At 60.8% G+C, this 23,816-nt stretch carries 27 protein-coding genes and 2 tRNA genes; 25 read left to right on the forward strand and 4 right to left on the reverse strand.

All coding sequences use genetic code 11. The features are described 5' to 3' along the window. Position 1: 1 nt before the first annotated feature. The 14 genes from SMD31_RS15390 (at position 2) to SMD31_RS15455 (ending at position 12,620) form a co-directional block, all read left to right on the forward strand. On the forward strand, positions 2–286 hold the full coding sequence (locus SMD31_RS15390; RefSeq protein WP_320501780.1) for a phosphopantetheine-binding protein: 285 nt from the start codon (positions 2–4) through the stop codon (positions 284–286). Next, on the forward strand, positions 273–521 hold the full coding sequence (locus SMD31_RS15395) for an acyl carrier protein (protein WP_320501781.1): 249 nt from the start codon (positions 273–275) through the stop codon (positions 519–521). Before SMD31_RS15390 ends, SMD31_RS15395 begins: the two co-directional genes overlap by 14 nt. After that, positions 502–1,104, forward strand: coding sequence for a COG4648 family protein (locus SMD31_RS15400; protein ID WP_320501782.1), 603 nt, complete (start codon positions 502–504; stop codon positions 1,102–1,104). The genes SMD31_RS15395 and SMD31_RS15400 overlap by 20 nt, the downstream gene beginning before the upstream one ends. Beyond that, on the forward strand, positions 1,097–2,788 hold the full coding sequence (locus tag SMD31_RS15405; RefSeq protein ID WP_320501783.1) for an AMP-binding protein: 1,692 nt from the start codon (positions 1,097–1,099) through the stop codon (positions 2,786–2,788). The genes SMD31_RS15400 and SMD31_RS15405 overlap by 8 nt, the downstream gene beginning before the upstream one ends. Further along, entirely contained in the window at positions 2,785–4,464 is a 1,680-nt protein-coding gene (locus tag SMD31_RS15410; RefSeq protein ID WP_320501784.1) for a glycosyltransferase family 2 protein, read from the forward strand. The genes SMD31_RS15405 and SMD31_RS15410 overlap by 4 nt, the downstream gene beginning before the upstream one ends. Beyond that, positions 4,461–4,877 carry an acyl-CoA thioesterase gene (locus SMD31_RS15415; protein WP_320501785.1) on the forward strand — a complete coding sequence of 139 codons (417 nt, stop codon included), beginning with the start codon at positions 4,461–4,463 and terminating at the stop codon, positions 4,875–4,877. Before SMD31_RS15410 ends, SMD31_RS15415 begins: the two co-directional genes overlap by 4 nt. Before the next feature lie 62 nt (positions 4,878–4,939). Further along, entirely contained in the window at positions 4,940–5,482 is a 543-nt protein-coding gene (locus SMD31_RS15420; protein WP_320501786.1) for an outer membrane lipoprotein carrier protein LolA, read from the forward strand. After that, positions 5,479–7,785 carry an MMPL family transporter gene (locus SMD31_RS15425; protein WP_320501787.1) on the forward strand — a complete coding sequence of 769 codons (2,307 nt, stop codon included), beginning with the start codon at positions 5,479–5,481 and terminating at the stop codon, positions 7,783–7,785. Before SMD31_RS15420 ends, SMD31_RS15425 begins: the two co-directional genes overlap by 4 nt. After that, entirely contained in the window at positions 7,782–8,345 is a 564-nt protein-coding gene (locus tag SMD31_RS15430; protein ID WP_320501788.1) for a DUF3261 domain-containing protein, read from the forward strand. Before SMD31_RS15425 ends, SMD31_RS15430 begins: the two co-directional genes overlap by 4 nt. Then, positions 8,342–9,511 carry a beta-ketoacyl-ACP synthase gene (locus SMD31_RS15435; protein ID WP_320501789.1) on the forward strand — a complete coding sequence of 390 codons (1,170 nt, stop codon included), beginning with the start codon at positions 8,342–8,344 and terminating at the stop codon, positions 9,509–9,511. Before SMD31_RS15430 ends, SMD31_RS15435 begins: the two co-directional genes overlap by 4 nt. Beyond that, positions 9,505–9,990 (forward strand): ApeP family dehydratase, encoded by a 486-nt coding sequence (locus SMD31_RS15440; RefSeq protein ID WP_320501790.1) that lies wholly within the window; start codon positions 9,505–9,507, stop codon positions 9,988–9,990. Before SMD31_RS15435 ends, SMD31_RS15440 begins: the two co-directional genes overlap by 7 nt. After that, entirely contained in the window at positions 9,987–10,703 is a 717-nt protein-coding gene (locus tag SMD31_RS15445) for a 3-ketoacyl-ACP reductase FabG2 (RefSeq protein ID WP_320501791.1), read from the forward strand. Before SMD31_RS15440 ends, SMD31_RS15445 begins: the two co-directional genes overlap by 4 nt. Then, complete coding sequence (locus SMD31_RS15450) at positions 10,703–11,926, forward strand: beta-ketoacyl-ACP synthase (RefSeq protein ID WP_320501792.1); 1,224 nt, start codon at positions 10,703–10,705, stop codon at positions 11,924–11,926. The genes SMD31_RS15445 and SMD31_RS15450 overlap by 1 nt, the downstream gene beginning before the upstream one ends. Positions 11,927–11,930: 4 nt before the next feature. After that, the gene (locus tag SMD31_RS15455) at positions 11,931–12,620 is read left to right on the forward strand and encodes a polyamine aminopropyltransferase (protein ID WP_320501793.1); all 690 of its coding nucleotides are present in this window, start codon (positions 11,931–11,933) and stop codon (positions 12,618–12,620) included. Here SMD31_RS15455 and SMD31_RS15460 read toward each other — a convergent pair. After that, complete coding sequence (locus tag SMD31_RS15460; RefSeq protein ID WP_320501794.1) at positions 12,598–13,650, reverse strand: ABC transporter substrate-binding protein; 1,053 nt, start codon at positions 13,648–13,650, stop codon at positions 12,598–12,600. The two genes, SMD31_RS15455 and SMD31_RS15460, sit on opposite strands and share 23 nt — an antisense overlap. Positions 13,651–13,886: 236 nt before the next feature. Then, positions 13,887–13,961 (reverse strand) — tRNA-Thr (locus SMD31_RS15465). A gap of 208 nt (positions 13,962–14,169) precedes the next feature. Between SMD31_RS15465 and SMD31_RS15470 the strand changes: the two genes are divergently transcribed. The 7 genes from SMD31_RS15470 (at position 14,170) to SMD31_RS15500 (ending at position 18,432) form a co-directional block, all read left to right on the forward strand. Then, positions 14,170–14,346: a hypothetical protein gene (locus SMD31_RS15470; RefSeq protein WP_320501795.1), complete on the forward strand. Its 177-nt coding sequence runs from the start codon at positions 14,170–14,172 to the stop codon at positions 14,344–14,346. 118 nt (positions 14,347–14,464) lie between these two features. Beyond that, positions 14,465–15,019: a dCTP deaminase gene (dcd, locus tag SMD31_RS15475; RefSeq protein WP_320501796.1), complete on the forward strand. Its 555-nt coding sequence runs from the start codon at positions 14,465–14,467 to the stop codon at positions 15,017–15,019. Between the two features lie 21 nt (positions 15,020–15,040). Continuing rightward, on the forward strand, positions 15,041–16,324 hold the full coding sequence (gene murA, locus SMD31_RS15480) for a UDP-N-acetylglucosamine 1-carboxyvinyltransferase (protein ID WP_320501797.1): 1,284 nt from the start codon (positions 15,041–15,043) through the stop codon (positions 16,322–16,324). A 30-nt stretch (positions 16,325–16,354) separates the two neighbouring features. Continuing rightward, positions 16,355–16,849 carry a DUF2948 family protein gene (locus SMD31_RS15485; RefSeq protein WP_320501798.1) on the forward strand — a complete coding sequence of 165 codons (495 nt, stop codon included), beginning with the start codon at positions 16,355–16,357 and terminating at the stop codon, positions 16,847–16,849. Then, a complete protein-coding gene (hisG, locus tag SMD31_RS15490; RefSeq protein WP_320501799.1) occupies positions 16,846–17,496 on the forward strand; it encodes an ATP phosphoribosyltransferase in 651 nt (216 codons plus the stop codon). The genes SMD31_RS15485 and hisG overlap by 4 nt, the downstream gene beginning before the upstream one ends. A 12-nt stretch (positions 17,497–17,508) precedes the next feature. Further along, positions 17,509–17,979, forward strand: coding sequence for a UPF0262 family protein (locus tag SMD31_RS15495; RefSeq protein ID WP_320501800.1), 471 nt, complete (start codon positions 17,509–17,511; stop codon positions 17,977–17,979). A 6-nt stretch (positions 17,980–17,985) separates the two neighbouring features. Next, positions 17,986–18,432 (forward strand): arsenate reductase ArsC, encoded by a 447-nt coding sequence (locus tag SMD31_RS15500; protein ID WP_320501801.1) that lies wholly within the window; start codon positions 17,986–17,988, stop codon positions 18,430–18,432. A gap of 33 nt (positions 18,433–18,465) precedes the next feature. On the opposite strand, the gene SMD31_RS15505 is transcribed toward SMD31_RS15500, so the two are convergent. Continuing rightward, entirely contained in the window at positions 18,466–19,758 is a 1,293-nt protein-coding gene (locus tag SMD31_RS15505) for a tetratricopeptide repeat protein (protein WP_320501802.1), read from the reverse strand. A 108-nt stretch (positions 19,759–19,866) separates the two neighbouring features. Between SMD31_RS15505 and SMD31_RS15510 the strand changes: the two genes are divergently transcribed. The 4 genes from SMD31_RS15510 (at position 19,867) to SMD31_RS15525 (ending at position 21,707) form a co-directional block, all read left to right on the forward strand. After that, positions 19,867–20,457, forward strand: a complete 591-nt coding sequence (locus SMD31_RS15510; protein WP_320501803.1) for a Maf family protein — start codon at positions 19,867–19,869, stop codon at positions 20,455–20,457. Positions 20,458–20,459: 2 nt separating this feature from the next. Further along, positions 20,460–21,398: a ribonuclease E/G gene (locus tag SMD31_RS15515; RefSeq protein WP_320501804.1), complete on the forward strand. Its 939-nt coding sequence runs from the start codon at positions 20,460–20,462 to the stop codon at positions 21,396–21,398. Next, on the forward strand, positions 21,391–21,552 hold the full coding sequence (gene yacG / locus SMD31_RS15520; protein WP_320501805.1) for a DNA gyrase inhibitor YacG: 162 nt from the start codon (positions 21,391–21,393) through the stop codon (positions 21,550–21,552). The genes SMD31_RS15515 and yacG overlap by 8 nt, the downstream gene beginning before the upstream one ends. Before the next feature lie 79 nt (positions 21,553–21,631). Next, a tRNA-Phe gene (locus SMD31_RS15525) sits at positions 21,632–21,707 on the forward strand. 226 nt (positions 21,708–21,933) lie between these two features. Here SMD31_RS15525 and SMD31_RS15530 read toward each other — a convergent pair. Next, positions 21,934–23,721: a methyl-accepting chemotaxis protein gene (locus tag SMD31_RS15530; RefSeq protein ID WP_320501806.1), complete on the reverse strand. Its 1,788-nt coding sequence runs from the start codon at positions 23,719–23,721 to the stop codon at positions 21,934–21,936. Positions 23,722–23,816: the final 95 nt, after the last annotated feature.

Genomic DNA, 23,816 nt, shown 5'->3' on the forward strand with positions numbered 1-23,816 from the left:
TATGGACGACCTCGAACGCGACATCAAGGCTCTTATCATCGACGCACTGAAACTCGAAGATGTGCAGCCGGAAGATATCGACAGCGAAGAGATGCTCTTCGGGAGCGGCTTGGGGCTCGATTCCATCGACGCGCTCGAACTGGGCATCGCATTGCGCCGTCGCTATGGCCTCAAGATCGAGACCATTACCGACGAAATAAAGAAGCACTTTGCCAATGTGCGCAGCCTGGCGGCCTTCGTCCAATCCGAGGGGCAGGGCGGGAGCGAAGCCAATGCTGTCGCGTGAGCAAATCGAAGGAAAGTTGCGCGGCTATCTCGAAGATATGTTCGAGATTCCCACAGAGAAAATCTCCCTTCAGGCACGCTTGTACGAAGATTTGGATCTGGATTCTATCGACGCAGTTGACCTGGTCGTGAAGCTGCAGGAACTGACGGGCCGCAAGCTCAAGGTCGAGGAATTCAAGTCGGTGCGGTCTGTAGGCGACGTGATTGATCGCGTCCATGCGGTTCTTGCAGAATAACGCCGGGCAGCAAAGCACGGGTCGAGGCGCCACCGCTATCTTCGCCGTGACCGCCTTCGTCTATCCCTTTCTGGTCTACCTGCTGCATGAGCGCGTTTCTTTCTTTGTCTTTGCGCTTGGCGCAAGCCTCCTGCTGTTGCTGCGGGCCTGCTTTGCCTCGACCGGAATCTTGGCATTGCTGCGCCTGCCCTTGGTAATCGCCGCCGGTGCCTTGGCGGCGCTATCTATGGTTGACGCCGCCTTGGCCGCCAAGGCGTATCCCGCCTTGATAAGCCTCATGATCGCGGCATTGTTCGCCAATTCGCTGCGGCGACCACCCAGCCTGATCGAGCGCATGGCGCGGATGCGAGAGCCGGATCTGTCGCCGTCCGGTCAAAGCTATTGTCGTCGACTGACCTGGGTGTGGACCGCTTGGCTGGTGGCCAATGCCGCCATCGCGGCAGGGCTTGCTGCCACACATAGCCTCTCGCTTTGGGCGCTGTGGACGGGGCTGGTCTCCTATCTGTGCACCGGGATGCTGTTCTTCGGCGAAATGTTGGTGCGGTCTTGGCTCTTGCGAACCTACTGGGGCCAGGATGCGTGATCTTGCAACTTTGCTGGTTGGCGACGAACCTGACGATGGCGTGATCGCCTTGCGTGGTGCGGAGCGTATCGATCTCAGGCGGTTTCGCGATGATATCGCCAGCAATGCGGCCCGACTGGCCGCCGCGAACTGCCGCCACGGTCTGTTGGCAACTGCTGATACCTATTGGTGCGCCGTTGGCATGATGGCCTTGTTTCGGATCGGTGCGACAGTCGTGATGCCGCAAAACGCGACGCCGGGCGCGGCTCTGGCAATTGGCGGCGCATGGGATCTGATCATCACTGATCGGCTGGATGGCGACGCCGATGGTCAATTTTTGCTCGGCCGGGGTGATGGCGCCGGCGCCGATCTGCGAGCCATTGACCCGGCTCTCTGCCGTCTTTCGCTCTACACATCGGGTTCCACAGGGCGGCCAAAACGCGTCGACAAGACGCTGGCGGCGATGCAGCGGGAAGCGCTGGCGATCGAGGCGATGCTTGGCAGTTGCGTCGCGCCTGACAGCCACGTCGTTGGCATGGTGACGCACCAGCATCTTTTCGGCCTCAGCTTCAAACTGTTCTGGCCGTTGTTGAGCGGTCGGCCATTCGAAGCGCGGGTATATCAATACTGGGAAGAGGTGCTTGCCGAGAATATCGGCCAGGCGGCCATTGTCGCCAGCCCAGCGCATCTCAAGCGCCTTGGTGATTTGTTGCCGGACGGGAAGCACCTGCCGCCGGCTTGTCTGATCTCCGCCGGTGCCGAACTATCCGACGCCGTCGCCGCAACGGTGCAGGAAGCATTCAACGCACCTCTATTGGAGATCTATGGCAGCACGGAGACCGGGATTGTCGGCCAGCGTTGGCGGAAGACGCGAGATCAGCCTTGGTTGCCGGCGCCGGGTGTCGCCATCGATATCGGTCCGAATGGCGCGCTGCGGATCCAGTCGCCATTCCTGGATGATCCGGATTGGTTCGACGTCGATGATCGTGTCGAGCCCGCCGACGCCGGGTTCCGGCTGAAGGGGCGTGCCGATCGCGTCGTGAAAATAGAGGGCAAGCGTGTCAGTCTCCCGGAAGTCGAAGCGACGCTGGCGGCATCGCCGTTTGTGGCCCAGGTAGCCGTTCTGGCCGTGGGTGCCGAAGGTCCAACGCTGGCAGCGGTCGTCGTTACGAGCGCAGAGGGTGCTAGGGAACTGACTCGTCTTGGCGCCTTCCGCTTGGGTCGAGAGCTGCGCCGATCCTTGGCGGCGCGCCATGAAGCGGCGGCGATTCCGCGGCGCTGGCGCTTCGTGCAGGAACTGCCGACAGGCCCGCTGGGCAAGGTCAGGCAGGAAGATCTGCTGGCACTGTTCGCGGATGAACAGCGTGAACCGGAACTGCTGGCGATGCGGCGAAACGGTCAGGAATTGGAGCTGGACCTCTTCAACGGAGCCGATCTCGCGCAGCTGGATGGGCATTTTCCGGGCATGCCGATCGTTCCGGGCGTGGCACAGATCGATTGGGCGGTGAAACTGGCAGCGAGGTACATGGGAATCCCGCTCGCCAGCGCCCAGACCTATCAGGTCAAGTTCCACCGACTGACTTTGCCCGGCATGGCGGTGAAGCTGTGCCTGGCCCATGACGAGGCGCGCCAGCGCCTCCGATTCTCATATCGGCGGGGTGACGATGTGCTCACCTCGGGCGTCATTCGCTTGGCCGCGACGTGAGCAACACCATGCGCATCTGCGCGGTCATTCCCAGCCACAATCATAGCCTGGCGGTGCCGCGGATTGTCGCTGGCCTGAGGGAGCATGGTCTGCCGGTCTTCATCATCGACGATGGCAGTGATCCCCAACACGCGGCGGCCCTGGCAGGCCTCGCTTCTCAGCGTGACGACGTCAGCGTCGCGCGATTGGAACCGAACCAGGGCAAGGGCGGGGCGGTCCTGCACGGGTTTCAACTGGCGATCGCCGCCGGTTTCACCCATGCCTTGCAAATCGACGCCGATGGACAGCACGACCTCGGCGCGGTGGCCCAGCTTCTGACCCAGTCGCGGGCACGCACCGATGCGTTGGTGGCGGGCGTGCCGATCTATGACAGCTCCGTTCCGCTCGGCCGTGCGATTGGACGATATGCGACCCATATCTGGGTCTGGATCGAGACGCTGTCCCTGGCCATCAGCGACAGCATGTGTGGATTGCGCGTCTATCCACTGTCTGCGGTGGCATCGCTGCTGCGAGACGGCGAGCCGATTGGCCGGCGCATGGATTTCGATACCGAGATCATGGTGCGGCTGTTCTGGCGCGGCGTGCCGATCGTCGAACACCCTGTCGCGGTCACTTACCCGGTCGATAACACATCCAATTTCGATCTTTGGCGCGACAACCTGCGCATTACCCGCATGCATACGCGGCTCTTTTTCGGCATGTTGCGGCGCTTTCCCCGCTTGCTGCGCCATCGGCAAACCTCGTCGCGGCATTGGGCCTCGATCACCGAGCGAGGCGCCTACGCCGGGCTGCAAGTCGCTGCCGGTATGACCCGCTTGCTGGGCCGGCAGGGCTGTTTGTGCCTGTTGGCGCCGGTCGTTCTCTATTTCTACCTGACCGGCCAGGAACAGCGTCGCGCGTCGGCCGATTTTCTGCGCACGGTCCGGCATCAGGGCGCGCATCTTCCGGCATCGCCACCCTGGACACTGGGCCTCCGCCATTTCATGTCTTTCGCTGGTCGTGCGGTCGATACGTTCATCGGTTGGACCGGGCGTATGTCCCCCGATGCAATACGGCCTGGCCGGGTCAGTGATCTTTCGGAGGCTGAACGATCGCCAGCTGGTGCTGTCATCATCGTCGGCCATCTCGGCAATGTCGATCTGGCGCGGGCATTGTTGGACGATGCCACGCGGCAGCGGCTCCTGGTGTTGGTCCATACCCGCCATGCAGAGAACTACAATCGCTTGCTGCGGGAGTTCCGGCCGGAAGCCGCCATCAATACCTGGCAGGTGACTGATCTGGGGCCGGCAGCGGCGATGGAGCTTAAGGCGCGGGTGGAGCAGGGCGCGTGGGTGGTGATTGCTGGGGACCGCATTCCAGTGAACAGCGACCGGGTCAGTGACGTGTTGTTCCTCGGCCGCCGGGCACCGTTCTCGCAGGGGCCCTACATCCTCGCTTCCTTGTTGGAATGCCCGGTTTACACGCTGTTCTGTGTGCGCCGGGGTGAACACTATCAACTTGATGTCGAGAAGCTTGCCGACAAGGTCTTGCTGCCGCGGCAAGGGCGGGAAGAAGCGCTTGAAACCTACGCAGCGGCCTTTGCGGCGCGGCTGGAACGCTATGCGATCAACAATCCGCTGCAATGGTACAATTTCTTCAATTTCTGGAATCCGGCCCGCAGGGGAGCCAGTTCATGATCAGCGCCAGTTGCGAGATCGTCGCGCAGTTTTACGACATCGACCCGATGGAGGTCGTCTGGCACGGCAATTACGTACGCTATTTCGAGCAGGCGCGCGGCCTTCTTCTCGACCGGATCGACTACAACTATGCGCAGATGGCGGAATCGGGCTTCCTGTGGCCGATTGTCGACATGCGGGTCAAATATGTGCGCCCGGTCCGGTATCGACAGCTGATCGTTGTTGAGGCGACCTTGGTCGAATACGAAAATCGGCTGAAGATCGATTATCGCTGCAAGGATGCGGCCAGTGGCGAGATTCTCACGAAGGCCCACACGGTCCAGCTGGCGGTGAATGCGGTTACCCATGAGCTGAGCCTGGAATCGCCCGAGATCCTGCTCAACAAGGTGAGGCGAGTGCTGTGCGCGGTCTGATGAAGGTATTGAGCATACTGGTATCATGCTGGACAGCGGCGGCTTTCGCTGAGGAACCGCAGGTGCTCGGCGCAGGAGAAATGCTGCGCGGCAGTTTCGTCCAGGAGCGCGTACTGCAAGGCTTCGATGGGCCGTTGCGCAGTGAGGGCACGTTCGTTCTGGCGCCTGGCAGTGGCCTCATCTGGCGGACCGAGAGGCCGTTTGCGGTCGTGACCTTGATGACACCAAATGGTTTGGCACAACAGAGCAATGGCGCAACGACCCTCAATGTGCCGGCCAGCCGCGCCCCCATCATGGCGGGGTTGTACGGCATGCTGACCGGGGCTCTCGCTGGCGATTGGACAGAATTGCAAAAGGATTTTGTCGTCGAGAAGACCGAAGCTGACGGCCAATGGCGCCTGCGGCTGAAATCGCGCGAGGGCATGCCGACCGGGGCGATGCCGATTACCGAGATCCGCATCTCCGGCGCTGCCTTTGTCGACACTGTGGAGATTGAGAAACAGGGCGGTGATGTCGACCGCTTGAGCTTCAGCCAACAGCAACGTGGAACGACGGCCTTGACCAGCCAAGAGAAGGCGCTCCTCGACGCCGTCGGCCGGCCATGACTCGACCGCGTCCCGCCGCCGCATTTGCTCTCACCTGGCTGTTGATCACACTTCTGACCGGCGGTTATCTCAGTGTAAATACCTGGCGCGGTATCCCTTTGCGCACCGACCTCCTGTCCCTGCTGCCGGCAGACGCGGCGACGCAGAACTCCCATGCGTTGGCGGGCCGCCTTATGGAGAAGGCTGCCAAGCGCTTCGTCTTGGTCGTCGGCCACAAGGACCGCGGCATGGCGCGCAAGGCAACCGCCGCCATCGAAGCAGAATTGTTGGCGGCCAATCTCGTGAACCTGCAAAGGGCGGGCCCCGACCAATTGAAGACAATGGGCGCACTTTATTTGCCCCATCTTCGCGGATTGCTGGCTCCGACCGACCGCGATGCGTTGCTTGCCGGGAGATCGCAAACGGTCATCGATCGTGCCTTGGCGCAGATTTACGGCGTGGGCGGCTTTGCCGATGCGCACCTGTTGAGGCAGGATCCGTTCCTGTTGTTTCCGGCGTTTCTCTCAAGCTTGCCGGCCCCGCTGTCACGCGTGGCCCCGGACAATGGCTATCTCTCCGTCACGGATGGGGATGTGACATGGGTTGTGCTCACGGGCGATATCGTCGGCGATCCCTACGCGCTTGATGTTCAGGAAAGGGTTACCGCGATACTCGATCAGGCGGTCGGTGACGCGGCGATGCTGGCACCTGGATTGGCTGTGAAGCGCAGCGGCGCCATTTTCTTCGCCGCGCGCGGGTCGCAGGCGGGCTTGCGTGAGACGTCGACCCTCGGCACCATCGCCACGCTCGGCACGATTGTCTTGCTGATCGGTGCCTTTCGCCGTGCCGGGCCCCTGATCATGAACCTGATGGCGGTCGCCATCGGCATCGGTGCCGGACTGTCGGCCAACCTCTGGTTCTTCGGCGAGATTCACATTGCCACTCTGCTGTTCGGCGTCGGACTGACCGGCGTTGCGGTTGATTACGGCATTCACTATTCGGCAACCGTGTTCGATCCTTTGCGACCAACGCCTTGGCAACGACTGCACGAGGTCCTGCCAGGGATCAGCCTTGGCCTGCTGACCACATTGATTGGCTATGCCATTCTGTTGGCGGCGCCGTTTCCTGCCTTGCGCCAGGTTGCGGTGTTTTCGATTGTTGGCCTCAGTGCGTCATTCCTCACGGTGGTTTTCTGGTTCCCGTTCCTCGATCGCGGCCAGGCACCCGGATATGGCCGTCATCTGCTGCGTTTTGCCGACCTCTTCTGGCAGATATGGGAAGATCGGCGCTTGCGGCGCATCTGTCTGTTGTCGTTGGTTGTCCTGGTCGGATTGGCTGCACTTGGGCTGCTGCGCCTCACCGTGAGCGACGATGTGCGACGGATGCAATCGCTCGACCCAGCTCTTTTGACCGAGCAGGCGGATATTCAAAGGCTTACCGGGACCAGTGGCACCCTGCAGTTTGTCGCCATTGAGGCGGTCGATGACGAGACAGCATTGCAGCTGGGGGAGAGGGTCGCGGAGATCCTCGATCGATTGCCATCCGATCATGCGCTGGCGGCGCATCGTGGCCCGGCCGACTTCGTTCCCTCGCTCAAACGCCAGGCCGAGAATGCTGCCTTGGTCGATCGCCTTGACTGGGCCGGACAAGCGCAGCAATTGGGGTTGCGTGCACTGTCGAAACCGGATGTCTCGCCGATCGATCTGCGCCGGGCGCTTGAAAGCGGATCGCTGCCGTTTCTGAAGGAATGGGTGCTGGGCGTGGGCCAGCAGGTCGTTGCCTTGGACGGCGTCAAGGATCCTGCGGCTATTCGGGCCGCATTAACCGGGTTGGCGGGCGTACGCTTCCTGGATCCTGCCGGTGATTTCAGCGAACGGCTTGGGACCTATCGCCACCGCGCCATGTGGTTGATCGGGCTTTCGGCCTTGCTCATGATCCTGCCGCTGGCCTGGCGCTACGGCTTCACAGGCGGGTTGCTCGTGCTTCTGCCGCCGGTGGCGGCCCTACTTCTCACCCCAGCCCTCATTGCATTGTGCGGCGAGCCGATCAGTTTTTTCCACGTCATGGGTTTGATTCTTGTTCTTGCCATCGGCGTTGATTATGCAACTTTTTGTGCGGAAACGGATCAGGCGCACAGACCCGTCACGATGCTCGCAGTGCTCCTCGACATGATAACTACGTTGCTTTCATTCGGCGTTCTGGCGTTCAGCAGTGTGTTTGCCGTCCATGCGTTCGGGCTTTCGATGCTGCTCGGGATCTTCATCGCCTTTCTGCTGGCCCCGCTGGCCGGCTCAGTGAATCCACGTCGCAGGAGGGCGGCATGAGACGGTGGGGGTTTGTCCTGCTCCTGCTGCTGACGGCCTGTTCCGGCGTCGCCACAGGGCAATCCGATAACCAGCCGCTCTTTGCGCCGGGCCGGGTCTTGAACCTGCCGGCGCCGGGTGACCTTGGGCACAGGGCGGAATGGCTGCAACAGATAACCGTGCATCATGGCGCAGATGTCTTTGCTTTCGAGGGCCGCATCAGCGTAACCCCGGAACGGTTCCAGCTGGTTGGACTTGATGGGCTTGGTCGCCGCGCGATGACGGTTGTGTGGGAGAAATCCGGATTGGTCACGGCGACCCGGGCAGACTGGCTACCACCACAGGTGAAGCCCGGCGCCATGCTGGCCGATATCGTCCTGCTCTACTGGCCGCGCGATGTCCTGCGCCAGGCATTGAAATCGTCGGGCGCCACGCTGCAGGAGATCGGCCGCACGCGGATCGTGAGCATTGGGACCGAGGAGGTTCTTCATATCGACGATCTTGGCAATGGTCGCGTGACGTATCGGAACAATGCCTGGGGCTATCTGATCGACGTGCAGACGGTGGAGGTGACACCGTGAGACTGGGTATTGCGGGTATGGGGATCGCAACGCCGCTTGGCACCGGCAAAGCTGATGTGGCGGAAGCACTCTTCGCCGGCACCCGTACCGGTTTGGCCCATGAGATGGTGGTGTTCCCAGATCGCCGGGTGCGGGTGGGGCGTGTCAGTGCCGCACTGCCTCAGGCGCCGACGCGAAATGACGGCCTCATGCGGCTCGTCCTCGACCAGATCGCGCAAGAAGTATCGCTTGCCAAGGCGCGTTTCGGCGCGCACCGCATTGCCGTCATTCTGGGTACGAGCACATCTGGCATCGCCGAGGGAGAAGCCGCCTACCTCGCCCAAAAAGCCGGCGGAGCCTGGCCAGCCGGCTTTCATTATCAGCACCAGGAACTGGGACGCCTGGCAGAGGGTGCCGCCAGCTATCTCGGATTGAGCGGCCCGAGTTACACCGTCGCCACCGCGTGCTCATCGAGCGCCAAGGTTTTTGCCAGCGCGCGGCGGTTGATCGCGGCCGGCCTCTGCGATGCCGCTGTCGTTGGCGGCGCCGATACATTGTGTGCCACGACCGTCAACGGCTTTGCGTCGCTCGATGCCATGGCGCGCGGCCTGTGCCAACCATTCAGCTGCAACCGGGACGGCATCAATATCGGGGAAGGCGCGGCCGCATTTCTTTTGACGCCTGAGGCCGCTGACATTGCCTTGCTGGGGCTGGGCGAGGGCTCGGATGCGTATCATTTGAGTGCGCCCGATCCCAGCGGTGCCGGTGCCGCGGCGGCGATGACGGCGGCGTTGGCGGACGCCGCCGTCTCGGCAGGTGATATCGCCTATGTGAATCTTCATGGCACGGGCACGGCCCTCAATGACGCCATGGAAGGCTTGGCGGTGGCGCAGGTGTTTGGACCCGACACGCCCTGCAGTTCGACCAAGGGCATGACCGGGCATATGCTCGGCGCGGCCGGAGCGTGCGAGGCCGCATTCCTTTATCTGGCTTTGCACCCCGGCTACGGTGCCGGTCGATTGCCGCCGCATCTCTGGGATGGTGAGGCCGATCCGGCCATTCCGCCCCTTCGCCTGGTTGCACAAGATGCACGCGTGGACCTTATGGTACGCTGCGCCATGCTTAGCAATTCCTTCGCCTTCGGCGGCAGCAATATGGCACTGATCCTGGGGCGGGGGGCATGGTGATGCAGGCATGCCCCTATCCGGTCACGGATCTGCTGCCCCATTCGGGGCGCATGGTGTTGCTGGACCGCGTCAGTGGCTTCACGGATGCCGCCATCGAAGCCGACCTCCGCGTTCGGAGCGACAACATTTTTTTCGAGCGTGGCCAAGGGGTCGCGGCGCATATCGCCATCGAGTGGATGGCGCAAGCCTGTGGCGCCTTTGTCGGTCTGGAGGCGCGACGGCAGAACCTACCGGTTCGCATCGGGTTTCTGCTTGGAACGCGCAATTTCTCGGCAACTCGGGCGTGGTTCCGCGAAGGCGAGCAGCTGGTCGTCCGAGCCGAGCTCGTTTTCCGGGATGGCGAAACCGGTGTATTCGATTGTACCTTGCGAGGTGCCGACGTGCTGGCGCGAGCTCAGCTGACTCTGCATCAGCCGGTGGATCTCGCCGCGGTGCTGATCAGCCAGGGGATAGATCTGACAAAGCTGGATAGGCAATGACGAAATCGATTTTGGTAACAGGTGCCAGCAAGGGGATTGGCCGCGCGATCGCTGAAAAGCTGAGCGCCGACGGGTTTGCCATGGTCCTCCATTACGGCCGCGACCGTGCAGGCGCGGAGGAGACGTTGAACCGGATTGGTGGGCGGGGGCGCGTACTGACTTTCGACCTCAAGGACCGCGCGCAGGCACGCCACGTTCTGGAAGCGGACATTGCGGCACATGGGGCGTATTGGGGCCTCGTTCTCAATGCCGGCATTGCCCGCGATGCGGCTTTTCCGGCCATGACCGATGACGAGTGGGATGACGTTCTCGAAACAGACCTCGGTGGTTTCTATAATGTGGTGCGGCCTGCCGTGATGCCGATGGTGAGTGCGCGACAGGGTGGCCGGATCGTCACCATCGCCTCGGTTTCCGGCATAACCGGCAATCGTGGACAGGTGAATTACAGTGCTGCCAAGGCCGGCATCATCGGTGCGACGAAAGCGTTGGCGATCGAACTGGCCAAGCGGAACATCACGGTCAATTGTGTAGCGCCGGGGATCATCGAGACGCAGATGGTCGAGAATCTGCCGATGGAGGAGATCCTGAAGATGGTGCCGATGCGCCGTGCGGGTCGACCGGCGGAAGTGGCCGCCGCAGTTTCCTATCTCTGTTCAGACGGTGCCGCTTATGTGACGCGCCAGGTCCTGTCGGTCAACGGGGGCATGGTCTGATGCGTCGCGTCGTCGTTACGGGCATGGGGGGCATTACAGCACTTGGCAGCAATTGGCCGGAAATTCGCGGTCATTTGGAACGGGCAGAGACGGCCATCCGGCATCTGCCGGAATGGGAACGGTTTTCCGGTATCAACACCCGCCTCGCTGCGCCGGTGCGGGGATTTTCGGTGGATGATCGCTATCCGCGCAAGAAGACCCGCACCATGGGACCAGTCGCCAAAATGGCGGTGCGCGCGACCGAAATGGCACTGGAGGACGCTAGCTTGCTCGATGATGCCGTCATCACATCCGGTCGGACCGGCATCGCCTATGGCTCGTCTTTCGGCAGCCCGGCGCCGGTCATGGCCTTTGCCGAACTGATGAAGGACGGTCAGTCGAAGACGCTGAACGCCACCAGCTACATCCAGATGATGAGCCACACGGCGGCGGTCAATATCGGCCTCTTTTTCGGCATCACCGGCCGTATCATTCCGACGTCCAGTGCCTGCACGTCCGGCAGCCAGGGTATCGGCTACGCCTATGAAGCCATCCGCTGGGGCAAGGCGGAGGTGATGGTGGCGGGCGGCGCCGATGAACTGGACGTCACCGAATCGGCTGTGTTCGATACGTTGTATGCGACCAGCACGCGTAACGATCGTCCGGAAGCCACGCCGCGTCCCTATGATCGCGACCGAGATGGATTGGTGATCGGCGAGGGCGCGGTGACGCTCATTCTTGAAGAGCGCGATCGCGCCATGGCGCGGGGCGCTCCCATCCATGCCGAGATTGTCGGTTTCGCCTGCAACTCGGATGGCAATCACGTCACTCAGCCGCAAGCGGCGACCATGCAGATCGCCTTGCTGGAGGCGCTTGCCGATGCGGGCTTGCCAGCCAGTGAGATTGGGTTTGTGAGCGGCCACGGTACCGCCACCGAATGGGGTGATATTGCCGAAACTGAAGCCACCCGTGCGGCTTTGGGTGGTGCCATACCCATTCATTCGCTCAAATCCTATTTCGGGCACAGCCTGGGTGCTTGCGGTGCCATGGAAGCCTGGCTCGGCATCGAGATGATGCGAGATCAGTGGTTTGCGCCGACGGCCAATCTCGACAATGTCGATCCGCGATGCGCCGAACTCGACTATGTCATGGCGGTACCACGCCGCTTGGATATCGCCCATCTGATGTCCAACAACTTCGCCTTCGGCGGCATCAACACGTCGCTCATCTTCAAGCGCGTTTAAGACCATGGCCTGGGATCTCATCGAGACGGCGCATGTTCCCGATGGCGAATTGACGCTCTATCGGCAGGGCGACGTATTCATGATCCGGGCCAACGGGTACGAACTGATGAATGGCCTGGGTCATCAATCGGAACTGGCGCTGGGACGAATGGCGGTTGAGGTGGCGCAAAAGGCCGATCCGCATATCCTGATTGGTGGCCTGGGGCTGGGCTACACCTTGGCTGCAACGGCAGCGGCGCTTGACGACAGAGGGCGCATAACGGTGGCCGAATTGTCGCCGCAAGTCATCGCATGGTTTTACCGCTTCGTGGCGGCGAGCGTCCTGCCAGCGCGTCCGGACAACCTTGCGATCGTCCCAGGTGATATCGGCGCCTTTGTTCGTCGCGGCGATGTCGGCCCCTTTGACGTTATCGTGCTCGATGTAGATAACGGCCCGGAAGCCCTGGTGGCGCCCGCGAATGCACGCCTCTACTCTGCGGAGGGTCTTCAGTCCTTCGCGGCAAGGCTTCGAGCGGGGGGCGTGATCCTGCTGTGGTCAGCCTTTGAAGCGCCGGACTTTGTCATATTAGCCGAGGCCGCGGGCTTCACCGTCACCTGCGAAACGCTGGCTGCCGTACGTCGCCAGGACCTGCTACACTATGCCTATGTCCTGGCGCCGCGCGAAGCACGTTTTAGCGAGCAAGCCAAGCGTTGAAGCGGCTGTTCAGGCTGCCGCCATGCTCCGACCAGAACCTTGGATCGATCGAAAATGCGGTTGCCACATTAGTCGCTTGTGTAGGCAGGTGTGCCGCGATCGCCGGATCGATCAAAGCTGCGGCATCCGTTCTGGTTGGCCCATAGTCGATATATTTTGAGTGCTGCGCCATGATCTTTGGATCGCTGGCGAATTTCACGAAGTCATAAGCGCGATTGATATTGGGCGTGTCTTTAACGATCGCCCAGAAATCCCAGTCGAGCGCCTGGAAATCCCAAACGATCTTGTAGTTCTTGCCCGACTTTATCGCGTCGTTGACGCGGGCGTGCCAGGCACTGCTCATGACGACTTTGTCTTCGTCGAGAAGGGCTAGCGGTTGTGCGCCGGACTCCCACCAGACGATTTCCGATTTTATGGTGTCGAGCTTCGCGAAGGCACGGTCCACGCCGGCTGGCGTCGCAAGCGCCTTATAGACATCAGTAATCGGGACGCCGTCGGCGAGGAGAGCCCATTCCAAGTTTCCGGCCGCATTCTTCAGCAAGCCGCGTTTGCCTGGGTGCTGTTGAAGATCGAAGAAATCAGCGAGCGATGTCGGCGGGTCTTGCGTGAGCTTGTCGGCATCAAAGGCGAGGATCGTTGAGTACGCGACCGTGCCGACGGCACAGTCCAGAACACTTCCGGGCAGAAAAGCTGCAGTGTCGCCGATCTTCGACATGTCGAGCTTCTCGAAAAGCCCCTGATCACAGCCATCGACAGCATGCGCTGCGTCGACATCAATCACGTCCCAGGTGACGTTCTTGGCCTGGACCATGGCCCTAACTTTATCCAGCCCGCCATCGTACTGGCGTTCGAGGATCTCGGTGCCAGTGGACGATGTGTAAGGCTTGAAGAAGGCCTTCCGCTGCGTATCCGTATAAGCGCCCCCCCACGAGACCACTGTCAGGCTCGTCCCATTCGATGGCTGCTTGGTCGCACATGACGAGACAATCATGGCGGCGAGAAGGAATGCGGCGATGGCTGGCTTGTTCACGCGAACCTCATGCAAGGGGGTTTGATCTTTGACGAATCGTACGATAGTTGAATATTCCTACAACTCAAAACGCATCGATTGAATCTCAAGGGATCTCGCTGCTGAGGCTGCCTATCTATATGGGAAAAAAGCACAATATGGTCGAGCCCATCGCCATCTGGTGGCGCGCTCATTTGAGCCCAGCTGACCCATTGGGATCGCCTTGGCTAGGGAGCGTCTGGCATTGAAGGAAAAAATGGTGCCGTCGAGAGGAATCGAACCTCCGACCCCGTCCTTACCAAGGACGTGCTCTACCCCTGAGCTACGACGGCGCCATGGAAGCTTCGAAAAGGAGGGGCTTGGGTGCGGCCCCGATGAAGCGGCGCGGAAGATGCCAGAAGGCGTTTGCGATAGCAAGCGCTGTGACGCCCGTGGATAAATGGGTGAATGCGGCCCGTGAAGCACCTTGGCGAAACCGCAATTTCGCCCTAATTAAATACTATGAATTCAGTTAGTTGAATGAATTGTGGGAGCATCTGGATGGCGTCACAAAATGACAAGCTGCCGGGCGCTGCGCGGGGCAATCCAGCGGCGGTGGCGAAAGCCGAGCGGCTGGCGGCGGCTTTGCGGGCGAATCTGAAGCGCCGCAAAAGTCAGGCACGCGACCGGGCTGAACTTGAGCAGGACATGGCCGACGAGGCGCCCAAAACACGCTAATCCTTGAGGCTTTCCGGGCCTTCCGATACAAACGGCGCGATTGGGGGGCTGACGAATCCGTGCCGTGCGAAACCTCCGTCACTCCCGCCTTTGACGCTTGAAAGGGACCTATCCGCCAATGTCGATCATGCCCGATACCTGGATCCGCGAGATGTCGCAAAAGCACGGCATGATCGAGCCATTTGTCGAAAGCCAGAAACGTGATGGCGTCATCTCCTATGGCGTCTCGTCCTATGGCTATGACGCCCGCGTGTCGCCGGAATTCAAGATCTTCACCAATGTCGATTCCGCGGTCGTCGATCCCAAGGAGTTCAACCCCAAGAGCTTCGTCGACCGCGAGGCCGATGTCTGCATCATCCCGCCCAATTCGTTTGCGCTGGCGCGCACGGTCGAATATTTCCGCGTGCCGCGCGACGTGCTGGTCATCTGTCTTGGCAAATCGACCTATGCCCGCTGTGGCATCATCGTGAATGTGACGCCGCTCGAGCCCGAATGGGAAGGGCATGTCACGCTCGAATTCTCAAACACAACGCCTCTTCCGGCGAAGATCTATGCCAATGAGGGCGCCTGCCAGTTCCTGTTCCTCAAGGGCGCTACCCCTTGCGAGACGTCCTATAAGGACCGTGCTGGAAAATACATGGGCCAGCGCGGCGTAACGCTGCCGCGCCTTTAACGAGATCGGACAAGAAGACCTATGGACCGTATTCGCATTCGCGGCGGCAACCCACTTAAGGGTGAGATCAGGATCAGCGGCGCCAAGAACGCCGCATTGCCGTTGATGTGCACTTGCCTGTTGACCGATGACGAGGTGCGCCTCGACAACGTCCCGGACCTTGCCGACATTACGACATTGACCAATCTGTTGGCGCATCTAGGTGTCGAGGTGACGACACGCCAGTCACTCAAAGGGCGATCGATCAGCTTCTCCGCCAAAGGTCTTGCCGTGACCACGGCACCCTATGACCTCGTCCGCAAGATGCGCGCCAGCGTTCTGGTACTGGGTCCGCTGGTGGCCCGCCATGGCCAGGCGAAAGTCTCGTTGCCGGGCGGATGCGCCATCGGCACGCGCCCGGTCGATCTCCACATCAAGGGCCTGCAGCAGATGGGGGCCGAGATCGAGCTCGACTCTGGCTACATCCTCGCGAAGGCACCCAACGGACTGAAGGGCTGCGAAATCACGTTCCCGAAGGTCTCGGTGGGGGCCACGGAGAACCTGCTGATGGCAGCGACGTTGGCCAAGGGCGAGACGCATCTGATCAATGCCGCACGTGAGCCGGAGATTTCCGATCTCGCCGCCTGCCTCAATGCGATGGGCGCCAAGATCGACGGCATCGGGACCGACCATCTGAAGATCCAGGGCGTCGAGCGCCTGCATGGATGCACCCACAGCGTCGTCGCCGATCGTATCGAGGCCGGCACTTATGCGATGGCGGCGGCCATCACGGGGGGCGAGGTCGAACTGGTCGGATTGCATCATGAATTGATCGGCGCGGCGGCCTCGACCTTGTCGCAGGCCGGTGTCTCGCTCACCGAGACGCCGCGGGGCTTGCTGGTGAAGCGCAAGAACGGTGCCCTCAACGGTGTCGACGTGATGACGGAGCCGTTCCCGGGGTTCCCGACCGATCTGCAGGCGCAGATGATGGCGCTGATGACGACAGCCGAGGGCGCCTCGATGATCACCGAGACGATCTTCGAGAACCGCTTCATGCATGTGCCGGAACTCACGCGCATGGGGGCCAGCATCAATGTTCACGGATCCTCTGCCATGGTGCGGGGCGTGAAGAAGCTGACAGGTGCGCCGGTCATGGCGACCGATCTGCGCGCCAGCGTGTCGCTGGTCTTGGCGGGTCTGACAGCCGAGGGCGACACTTACCTCAACCGCGTCTATCATCTCGATCGGGGCTACGAAAAGCTGACGGACAAGCTGTCGGCCTGTGGTGCCGAGATCGAGCGCTTGAGTGACGCAGCGGCGGAGTAGGGGATGGCAAGGCCGGCGAATGCCAAAGACATGCGGGTGATGGCAAAGGACGCGGACGATCTCGCGATCGTGGCCGCAGCCCTGCAGGACGCCTTGGTGCCTATTTCCGAGGTGCAGTATCTCAGCAATGAACAGCGCTTCATCATGCTGATGAACCGCTTCCAATGGGAGCGCGAGCCAGCAGGACGCCATGCGGGCATTGCGTCAAAGGACGATGCCAGCTTCCACGACGCCGATGATTATCACGACACCGAACAGCGTATTCATGCCGGCCTCTGTATCGACAAGGTGCTGTCGGTGCGCAGTCGCGACATCGACCTCAAGCAAAGAGGCAAGTTCCTGTCGCTGCTGACGCTGCAGGTGGATGGCGACAAGCTCAACCTGATGTTTTCGGGCGGCGGGGTCATTCAGTTGGTGGTGTCTGAGCTCAGCGTGTTCCTCAAAGACATGGGGGAAGGTTGGCCGACGCAATGGCGGCCCGACCACGACCGGGAAAGTGTCGGCACAGGCAAGGGGCGGGAATGAGCGACGTCTTCGTTCTGGCGCTCCCTAAGGGTCGAATTCTGAAAGAGGTCCTGCCGGTTCTCCAAAGAGCGGGAATCGAGCCGGAGGCAGAATTTGCCGATGAAAATTCGCGCGCCTTGCGCTTTCGGACCAATGATCCGCGCCTCGAGATCATTCGCGTTCGCAGCTTCGACGTCGCGACCTTTGTCGCCTTCGGCGCCGCGCAGCTCGGTGTCGCAGGCAACGACGTGCTGCTCGAATTCGACTATCCGGAAATCTATGCCCCGGTCGATCTCAAGATCGGTCATTGCAGGCTGTCGGTGGCGGAGCCGAGGGATTTGTCGGAGACCGACGATCCCAGTCGCTGGTCCCATATTCGTGTCGCGACCAAATATCCCAATGTCACGCAGAATCATTTCGCCGCACGTGGCGTTCAGGCCGAGTGCATCAAGCTGTCCGGTGCGATGGAACTGGCGCCGACCTTGGGCCTTTGCCGTCGCATCGTCGATCTCGTCTCGAGCGGTGCCACACTGAAGGCGAACAACCTGGTCGAGATCGAGAAGATTGCCGAAGTCACGTCGCGCCTCATCGTCAATCGGACCGCCATGAAGACGTTCCCACGCGAGATCGGCGATTATGTCGAACGCTTGCGGCGCGCCGTTTCCTGATTGCCGCCAGCCATGACGACAGGCCGGCTGATCCGCATCGACCTGGACGAGGAAACAACCGCGCGCCGCACGCCGGAAGTGGAGCGTGAGAGGGCTGTCGCGATATTCGACCTGCTCGAGGAGAATCTGTTTCAGCCGGCGATCGAGCATACCGGTCCTTATCACCTGGCGCTGTCGATCGAGGAAAACCGCCTCGTCTTCGATATCAAGGATCAACAGGGCGACCCGATATACAAGTTCATCCTGTCCCTCTCTCCGTTTCGCCGCATCGTCAAAGAGTACTTCGACATTTGCGAGAGCTACTATCAGGCCATCAAATCTGCCTCCCCGTCGCAGATCGAGGCGATCGATATGGGACGTCGCGGCTTGCATAACGAAGGTTCCGAGATTCTGCGCGAAAGACTTGCCGGCAAGGTAGAGGTCGATTTCAACACCGCACGTCGGCTCTTCACGCTGATCTGCGCCTTGCATGTAAAGATGTGAGGTCGCATGCCGCAGGGTTTGCCCGGCAGCGTCCTGTTCTGTTGCACATTCAACTCTGTGCGTTCACCGATGGCCGAAGCGATCATGAAATACCTGCATGGCAAGCAGGTCTATGTCGATTCAGTGGGCGTACGGGCCCAGGAGGTGGACGGTTTCGTGGTGGCCGTGATGGATGAGATCGGCATCGACGTCACCAAGCACAGGCCCAAAACCTTCGACGACCTCGAGGACGATTCCTTCGACCTCATCATCTCGCTGTCGCCGGAGGCGCAGCACAAGGCCGTCGATATGACCCGGACCATGGCCTGCGATGTGGAATTCTGGAATACGCTGGATCCGACCATCGTCGAAGGCAGCCGGGAAGATCGGCTGGAAGCCTACCGGACCGTGCGTGACGGCCTCATGAAGCGCATTCGCGAGCGTTTCCCGCTCACCGGTGCCCCGCAGATCTGAGTTTGCTGAGGCCGTGTTTGCGGTCATCCGGGCCTAAGGCATTTGCCGGGGTGCGACCGGTCCAAGAGAAGTCGTTCCCGGGGCGATTCCAAGATCGCGCATGGCGTCATCGATATTCCCGTCTCTGTTTCGAGCATCTGCATAGTCCTGTTGGGCGGCCAACGTGTCGCCAAGCCTTTCTTTGACGTAAGCATGCATGTAGAGGGTATTTGCATTGTGGGGGGCTGCCCCGAGTGATCCCTCTAAATCAATCGCGGCTTGTGCCCACTGACCTAATCGCATCTTAAGATAACCACGCGCGCCCAGCGCATTTCCCTTGTCATCTGGGTGCTTTGCCGCGCGGTCACATGGTGAAGTCGCTAGGTCAAGAAAGCCAAGCAGTGTGGTATCGACGCATAGCATCACGAGCAGTGGGGCGTCGTCGTCGCTGCTCTCGTTTGCGGTTGCTAGATCTGCCCGCACGGCGGATGTTGCTGCAGCTGACGCCGGCGATAGTTTGGCAGTGACAAGTGCCCGGTAGTACCACAATTCAGGCGCCTCACGCGGGTCCTGAACGAGTGCGATCCCGCGTCCGACGCTGCGTCCGGCTTCGGCGTATTGCCGCAGGCGATACAGTGCACCGGCACGATAGCGCCAGACGTCTACATTGTGATCGTCGAGTGCGCCGGCCTTGTCTAGATCGACGAGCGCAGCTTGATCATCGCCGATTCTGACGTAATTGTAGCCGCGCCAGATATATGCCTCGGAATTTCTCGGCGCCAGATCTACCGCATGGGTGAAATCTACGATGGCTCTGATGTAATCGCCCTGACGCGTGAATAGTTTGCCACGACCAAGATATGTGTCGTGATTTCGGTCGCCACGCCGAAAAGATGCTGCGTAATCGGCGAGTGCTCGGTCATCGTCGCCGACCTGCTGCAATGCAGAGGCACGATTTAGGAGGCTTTCAGTATCCGCAGGATCGCGTCGGAGCGCTTCATTGAGATCGTCAATCGCTCGCGCGTACTCCCCCATCCTTAGATAAGCCCGACCGCGGTCGCGATAGGAAATCTCGGACGGAGACATAGCTGCCAACTGTTGTACGGTTGGCGGATCACAGTTCAGATATGCCGCACCTCTGACGCAATAGTCATGAGGGCTTGGTTTCAGGAAGAGCATGCAAATGAGCGAAGCGCCAACAAGGCCGCCCAGGATGGCAAGCGGCATATAGCCAGACGCCGCCGTTGCAATAAAATCTGGTATTCGATTTTCCACGCGGGGGACCACTGATTTCGCAGAATCATCGTCTGACATGTTTGGCCAATTATCGTTGCCCATATGTTCCATTAGTGGCTCGTGCCATTGGAAAAGCAAGCAAAAAGAGTACGGGCCGGTAGAGATTGAGGTTTTAGAGGCGATCGATATGATCCGCGCCATTCTTGGAAGGATTATACGTTGACCCGACCCGCTCTCTCTAGCGCCTTCATTCTCGCCTCAGCCTCACCCCGTCGTCTGGATTTGCTTAAGCAGATCGGCGTCATCCCCTCAGCGGTGGATGCGCCGCATATTGACGAGGCCGCATTGCCGCGCGAATTGCCGGCCGCCTATGCGCGGAGGATTGCGAGCGAAAAACTCGCCGCGGTTCATCCGCGTCATGCCGGCGCATTCGTGCTCGCGGCCGATACGGTGGTCGCCTTGGGGCGGCGGATTCTCCCTAAGGCGGAGGATGCCGTGACGGCGCGCCGGTGCCTTGAGTTGCTGAGTGGTCGCCGGCACAAGGTGATCGGTGGGATCGCGATCGCCGCGCCATCGGGGCAGTCGATACTGCGCGTGGTCAGGACTGACGTTGTGTTCAAGCGCTTGAGCACTGCCGAAATTGAGCGTTATATCGCCAGCGAGGAATGGCATGGCAAGGCCGGGGGCTATGCGGTCCAGGGGCTGGCGGCGGCGTTCATTCCCAGCATTGCCGGCTCGTACAGCAATATTGTCGGCCTCAGCCTCAGCGATGTCTATGCGATGTTGACCGGCCTAGGTTTTGGGGAATGACCATGTCGGATCAGGTATTCATCAGCATTTCCGCAGACCGCACCGAGTTCTTCCGCTGGTCCAATGATCGCCTGGCGCAGGCACTGACCGAGAAGCCGGGCGAGGGCAGCAAGGTTGGCGGCGTCTATCTCGGCCGGGTGACCGGGATCGATGCCAGCCTCAACGCGGCCTTCGTCGAGATCGGCCTGGCGCGGCCCGGCTTGTTGCCGTTGAAGAAGCAGGGCAACCAGCCGACGGAAGGCGACGCGGTGATTGTTCAGATCCGTCGTGACGGCCGCGAGGAGAAGGGCGTGCGCCTCACCACCAGCATCAAGACGATGGTGGACGTCAGCGCCAAGGGCAAGCAGGCCCCGGCACTCCTGCTGTCGCCGCCCAATCTGTGGCAGCGCGCGCTTGAGGCATTGGAGGCGGTGGAGAGCATCACCTGCGACCGGCGTGTCGACGTGCCGATCATCGAAGCCTGGTGCGCGAAGTACCGGCCATCTTTGGCCGACAAGGTGATCTTCCAGGCGGAACGCGATTGGATACCGTCGCGCGCGGACATCAAGGACGCAATTGCCGAATGCCTGGAGGAAGAGGTCCTGCTGCCAGGCGGCGGCAAGCTGTTGGTCGAACCAGTGCGTACATTGACGGCCATCGACGTCAATTCCGCCGGCGCCAATGCGGAGAAGGGGATGGAGCGCACCGCGCTGTCGGTCAATATCGAGGCGGCGCGCGAGATTCCCCGCCAGCTGGCGCTGCGCAATATCGGCGGCACCATCGTGATCGACTTCATCGATCTTGAAAACCGCAACAAGCGCGAGCAGGTATTGAACGCGCTGCGCGAAGCGGCCGGGATCGATCCGGCCATCGAATGGGTTGGCAACATGTCCCGCCTGGGGCTGGTCGAACTGTCGCGCCGCCGTAGCGGGCCGACATTGGCGGAGATGTGGCATGGCTAAATGCCCGATCTGCGGTAAGCCCGCCGAACAGGCCTACCGGCCGTTCTGCTCCGACCGCTGCAAGAAGGTCGATCTCAATCGCTGGCTGAGCGGGGTCTACAAGATTCCCGCATCAGCCACGCCGCCGGATGAAGATGAGAAGTCAAGCGATTGATCTGATGCGGCTTTTTTCGTCAATTTGCGGCTGGACAAGCGTCTGCAAAGCCATTAAATATCCGCCCGTTCCGCGAGGGGCCCAGATAGCTCAGTTGGTAGAGCATGTGACTGAAAATCACAGTGTCGCTGGTTCGATTCCGGCTCTGGGCACCACTCTCTTTCTCCTTGAAAAACATCGACAAATAGAGTCGTGGCGCGTCTCGGGCCACGGCGCCTAAACACACGGCTGCCTTCGCTTAAAAAGTCACGGCGCCGTTTTGGCGGCGCCGCTTGATGCGATTTCAACCCGTATCTGTGTCGACGACGTTGCGATGTCGCTAAGGCAGTCGATCTTAAAGGGCCGGCATCACCTGATACCGGCCCCAGAGCGATATGCTGATCAACCGGCGCGAATCTGGCGCAGGAATTGGTCCACCTGGGTGCGCAATGTTTCGCCATTCCTCGCCAGTTCGGTTGCGGCAGTGAGCACCTGATTGGCACCCATGCTGGTCTGCTGCGAGGCTTGCGTTACGCCGGCGACGTTGGACGACACTTCGTTGGTGCCGGTTGCCGCCTGCTGAACGTTTCGCGAGATCTCCTGGGTGGCCGCACCCTGCTCCTCGACCGCCGAGGCGATCGTGGTGGAGATCTCATTCACCCGGGCGATGGTCGACGTAATGCCCTGGATTGCCTCTGCCGACGAGTCGGTGGCATCCTGGATGGAGCGGATCTGTCCACCAATTTCGTCTGTGGCCTTGGCCGTCTGTGTCGCCAGATTCTTGACCTCCGATGCGACCACGGCAAATCCTTTGCCAGCTTCGCCGGCGCGGGCCGCCTCGATCGTCGCATTAAGGGCGAGCAGGTTGGTCTGGCTGGCGATCTCATTGATGAGCGTCACCACTTCGCCGATCTTCTGCGCCGCTACGGCCAGTCCCTTCACCTTGTCGTTGGTGTCGTTTGCCTGGGTCACAGCACCGCTGACGATGCGCGTCGATTCCGAAACCTGATTGCTGATTTCCTGAATAGAAGAGGTGAGTTCCTCGGTCGCGGAGGCAACGGTCTGCACGTTCTGCGTCAGCTGCTGGGAAGCGGCGGCCACGGCATTGGATTGGTGCGCGGTCGCTTCAGCAGCGGTCGACATGGACTGCGCCGTCCTCTGCAGTTCCTGTGCTGCGGTCGTCACGGCAGTGACGACACCGCCCACGCTGGATTCGAACTGGTCGGCCATCGCCAGCATCCCCTTGCGGCGGTCTTCCTCGGCACGTTTCTTGGTCGCTTCCTGCTCGGCGCGCAGACGCTCGGTTTCGATCATGTTGTCCTTGAAGACCTGGACAGCCTCTGCCATCTGACCGACTTCATCCTTGCGACCACGCGCCGGAATTTCGGTCGACACATTGCCTTGCGCCAGGACCGTCATGGCGTTGGTCATCCGCACGATCGGCGCACCGATTGTGCGCGACAGGAAGAACCCGAGCATGACCGAAATGGCAATCGCACCGGCCGCGCCCGCGATCGTCACGGTATAGGTGGTGGCGACCGCTTCGTCCTGGTCGGCGCTGCGCGTTACCAGCAGGCCGCGTTCCGCATCGGCGATTTCCGCAAGCTTGGCACGGAAGCCGTCCATCGATTTCTTGCCCGCGCCGCCGGATTCCATGGCGCGCGCCTGTTCGCTGGTCGCGGGATCCGCCATCAAGGCCACCTCTTTCGCCGCGACATCATTTTGCCAAGTTCTCGCAAGGACATCCAGTTCCTGGAGTCGACCCTGCTGCGTCGCATTGTCGGATGTTAGCTTCTTCACCTTCTCGAAAGCCGCATCGTACTGCTTCAGTCCATTGTGGTACGGGTCGAGGAAACCCTGATCACCTGACACAAGATAACCACGCACGCCTGTTTCCTGATTGACCATGCCAAGCAGCGCGGCATCGAGTGTCTCAAGGACTTCATAGGTGTGAGTTGTCCAGCCCGAGCTTTTGTCAAGGAAGCCTACGCGATTGTAAATAAAGGCGCAGACAGAACTGACCAGAAGGATGAGGATCGCAAATCCAAGGATAAGCTTGTGTGCGATCTTGAGATTCAATAAGGCGGACATCTTTGACTCCACAGATATGAGTAAGCTAGCAACGCCCGCCCGACGTCGATCTGCGGTGGGTGATGGCGCTGTTGCTGTGTGCCCGGAGAAACTGTCCACCTTTTTTGACGGTAAGACGTCCGCTCAAGCGCTTGCGCATCGGCACGCTATCTCGGACACCCTTCAAAAGAATTAACGTCCATGGTTGGTACAAC

The sequence above is a fragment of the Dongia rigui genome (assembly GCF_034044635.1).
Classification (GTDB): Bacteria; Pseudomonadota; Alphaproteobacteria; order Dongiales; family Dongiaceae; genus Dongia; species Dongia rigui.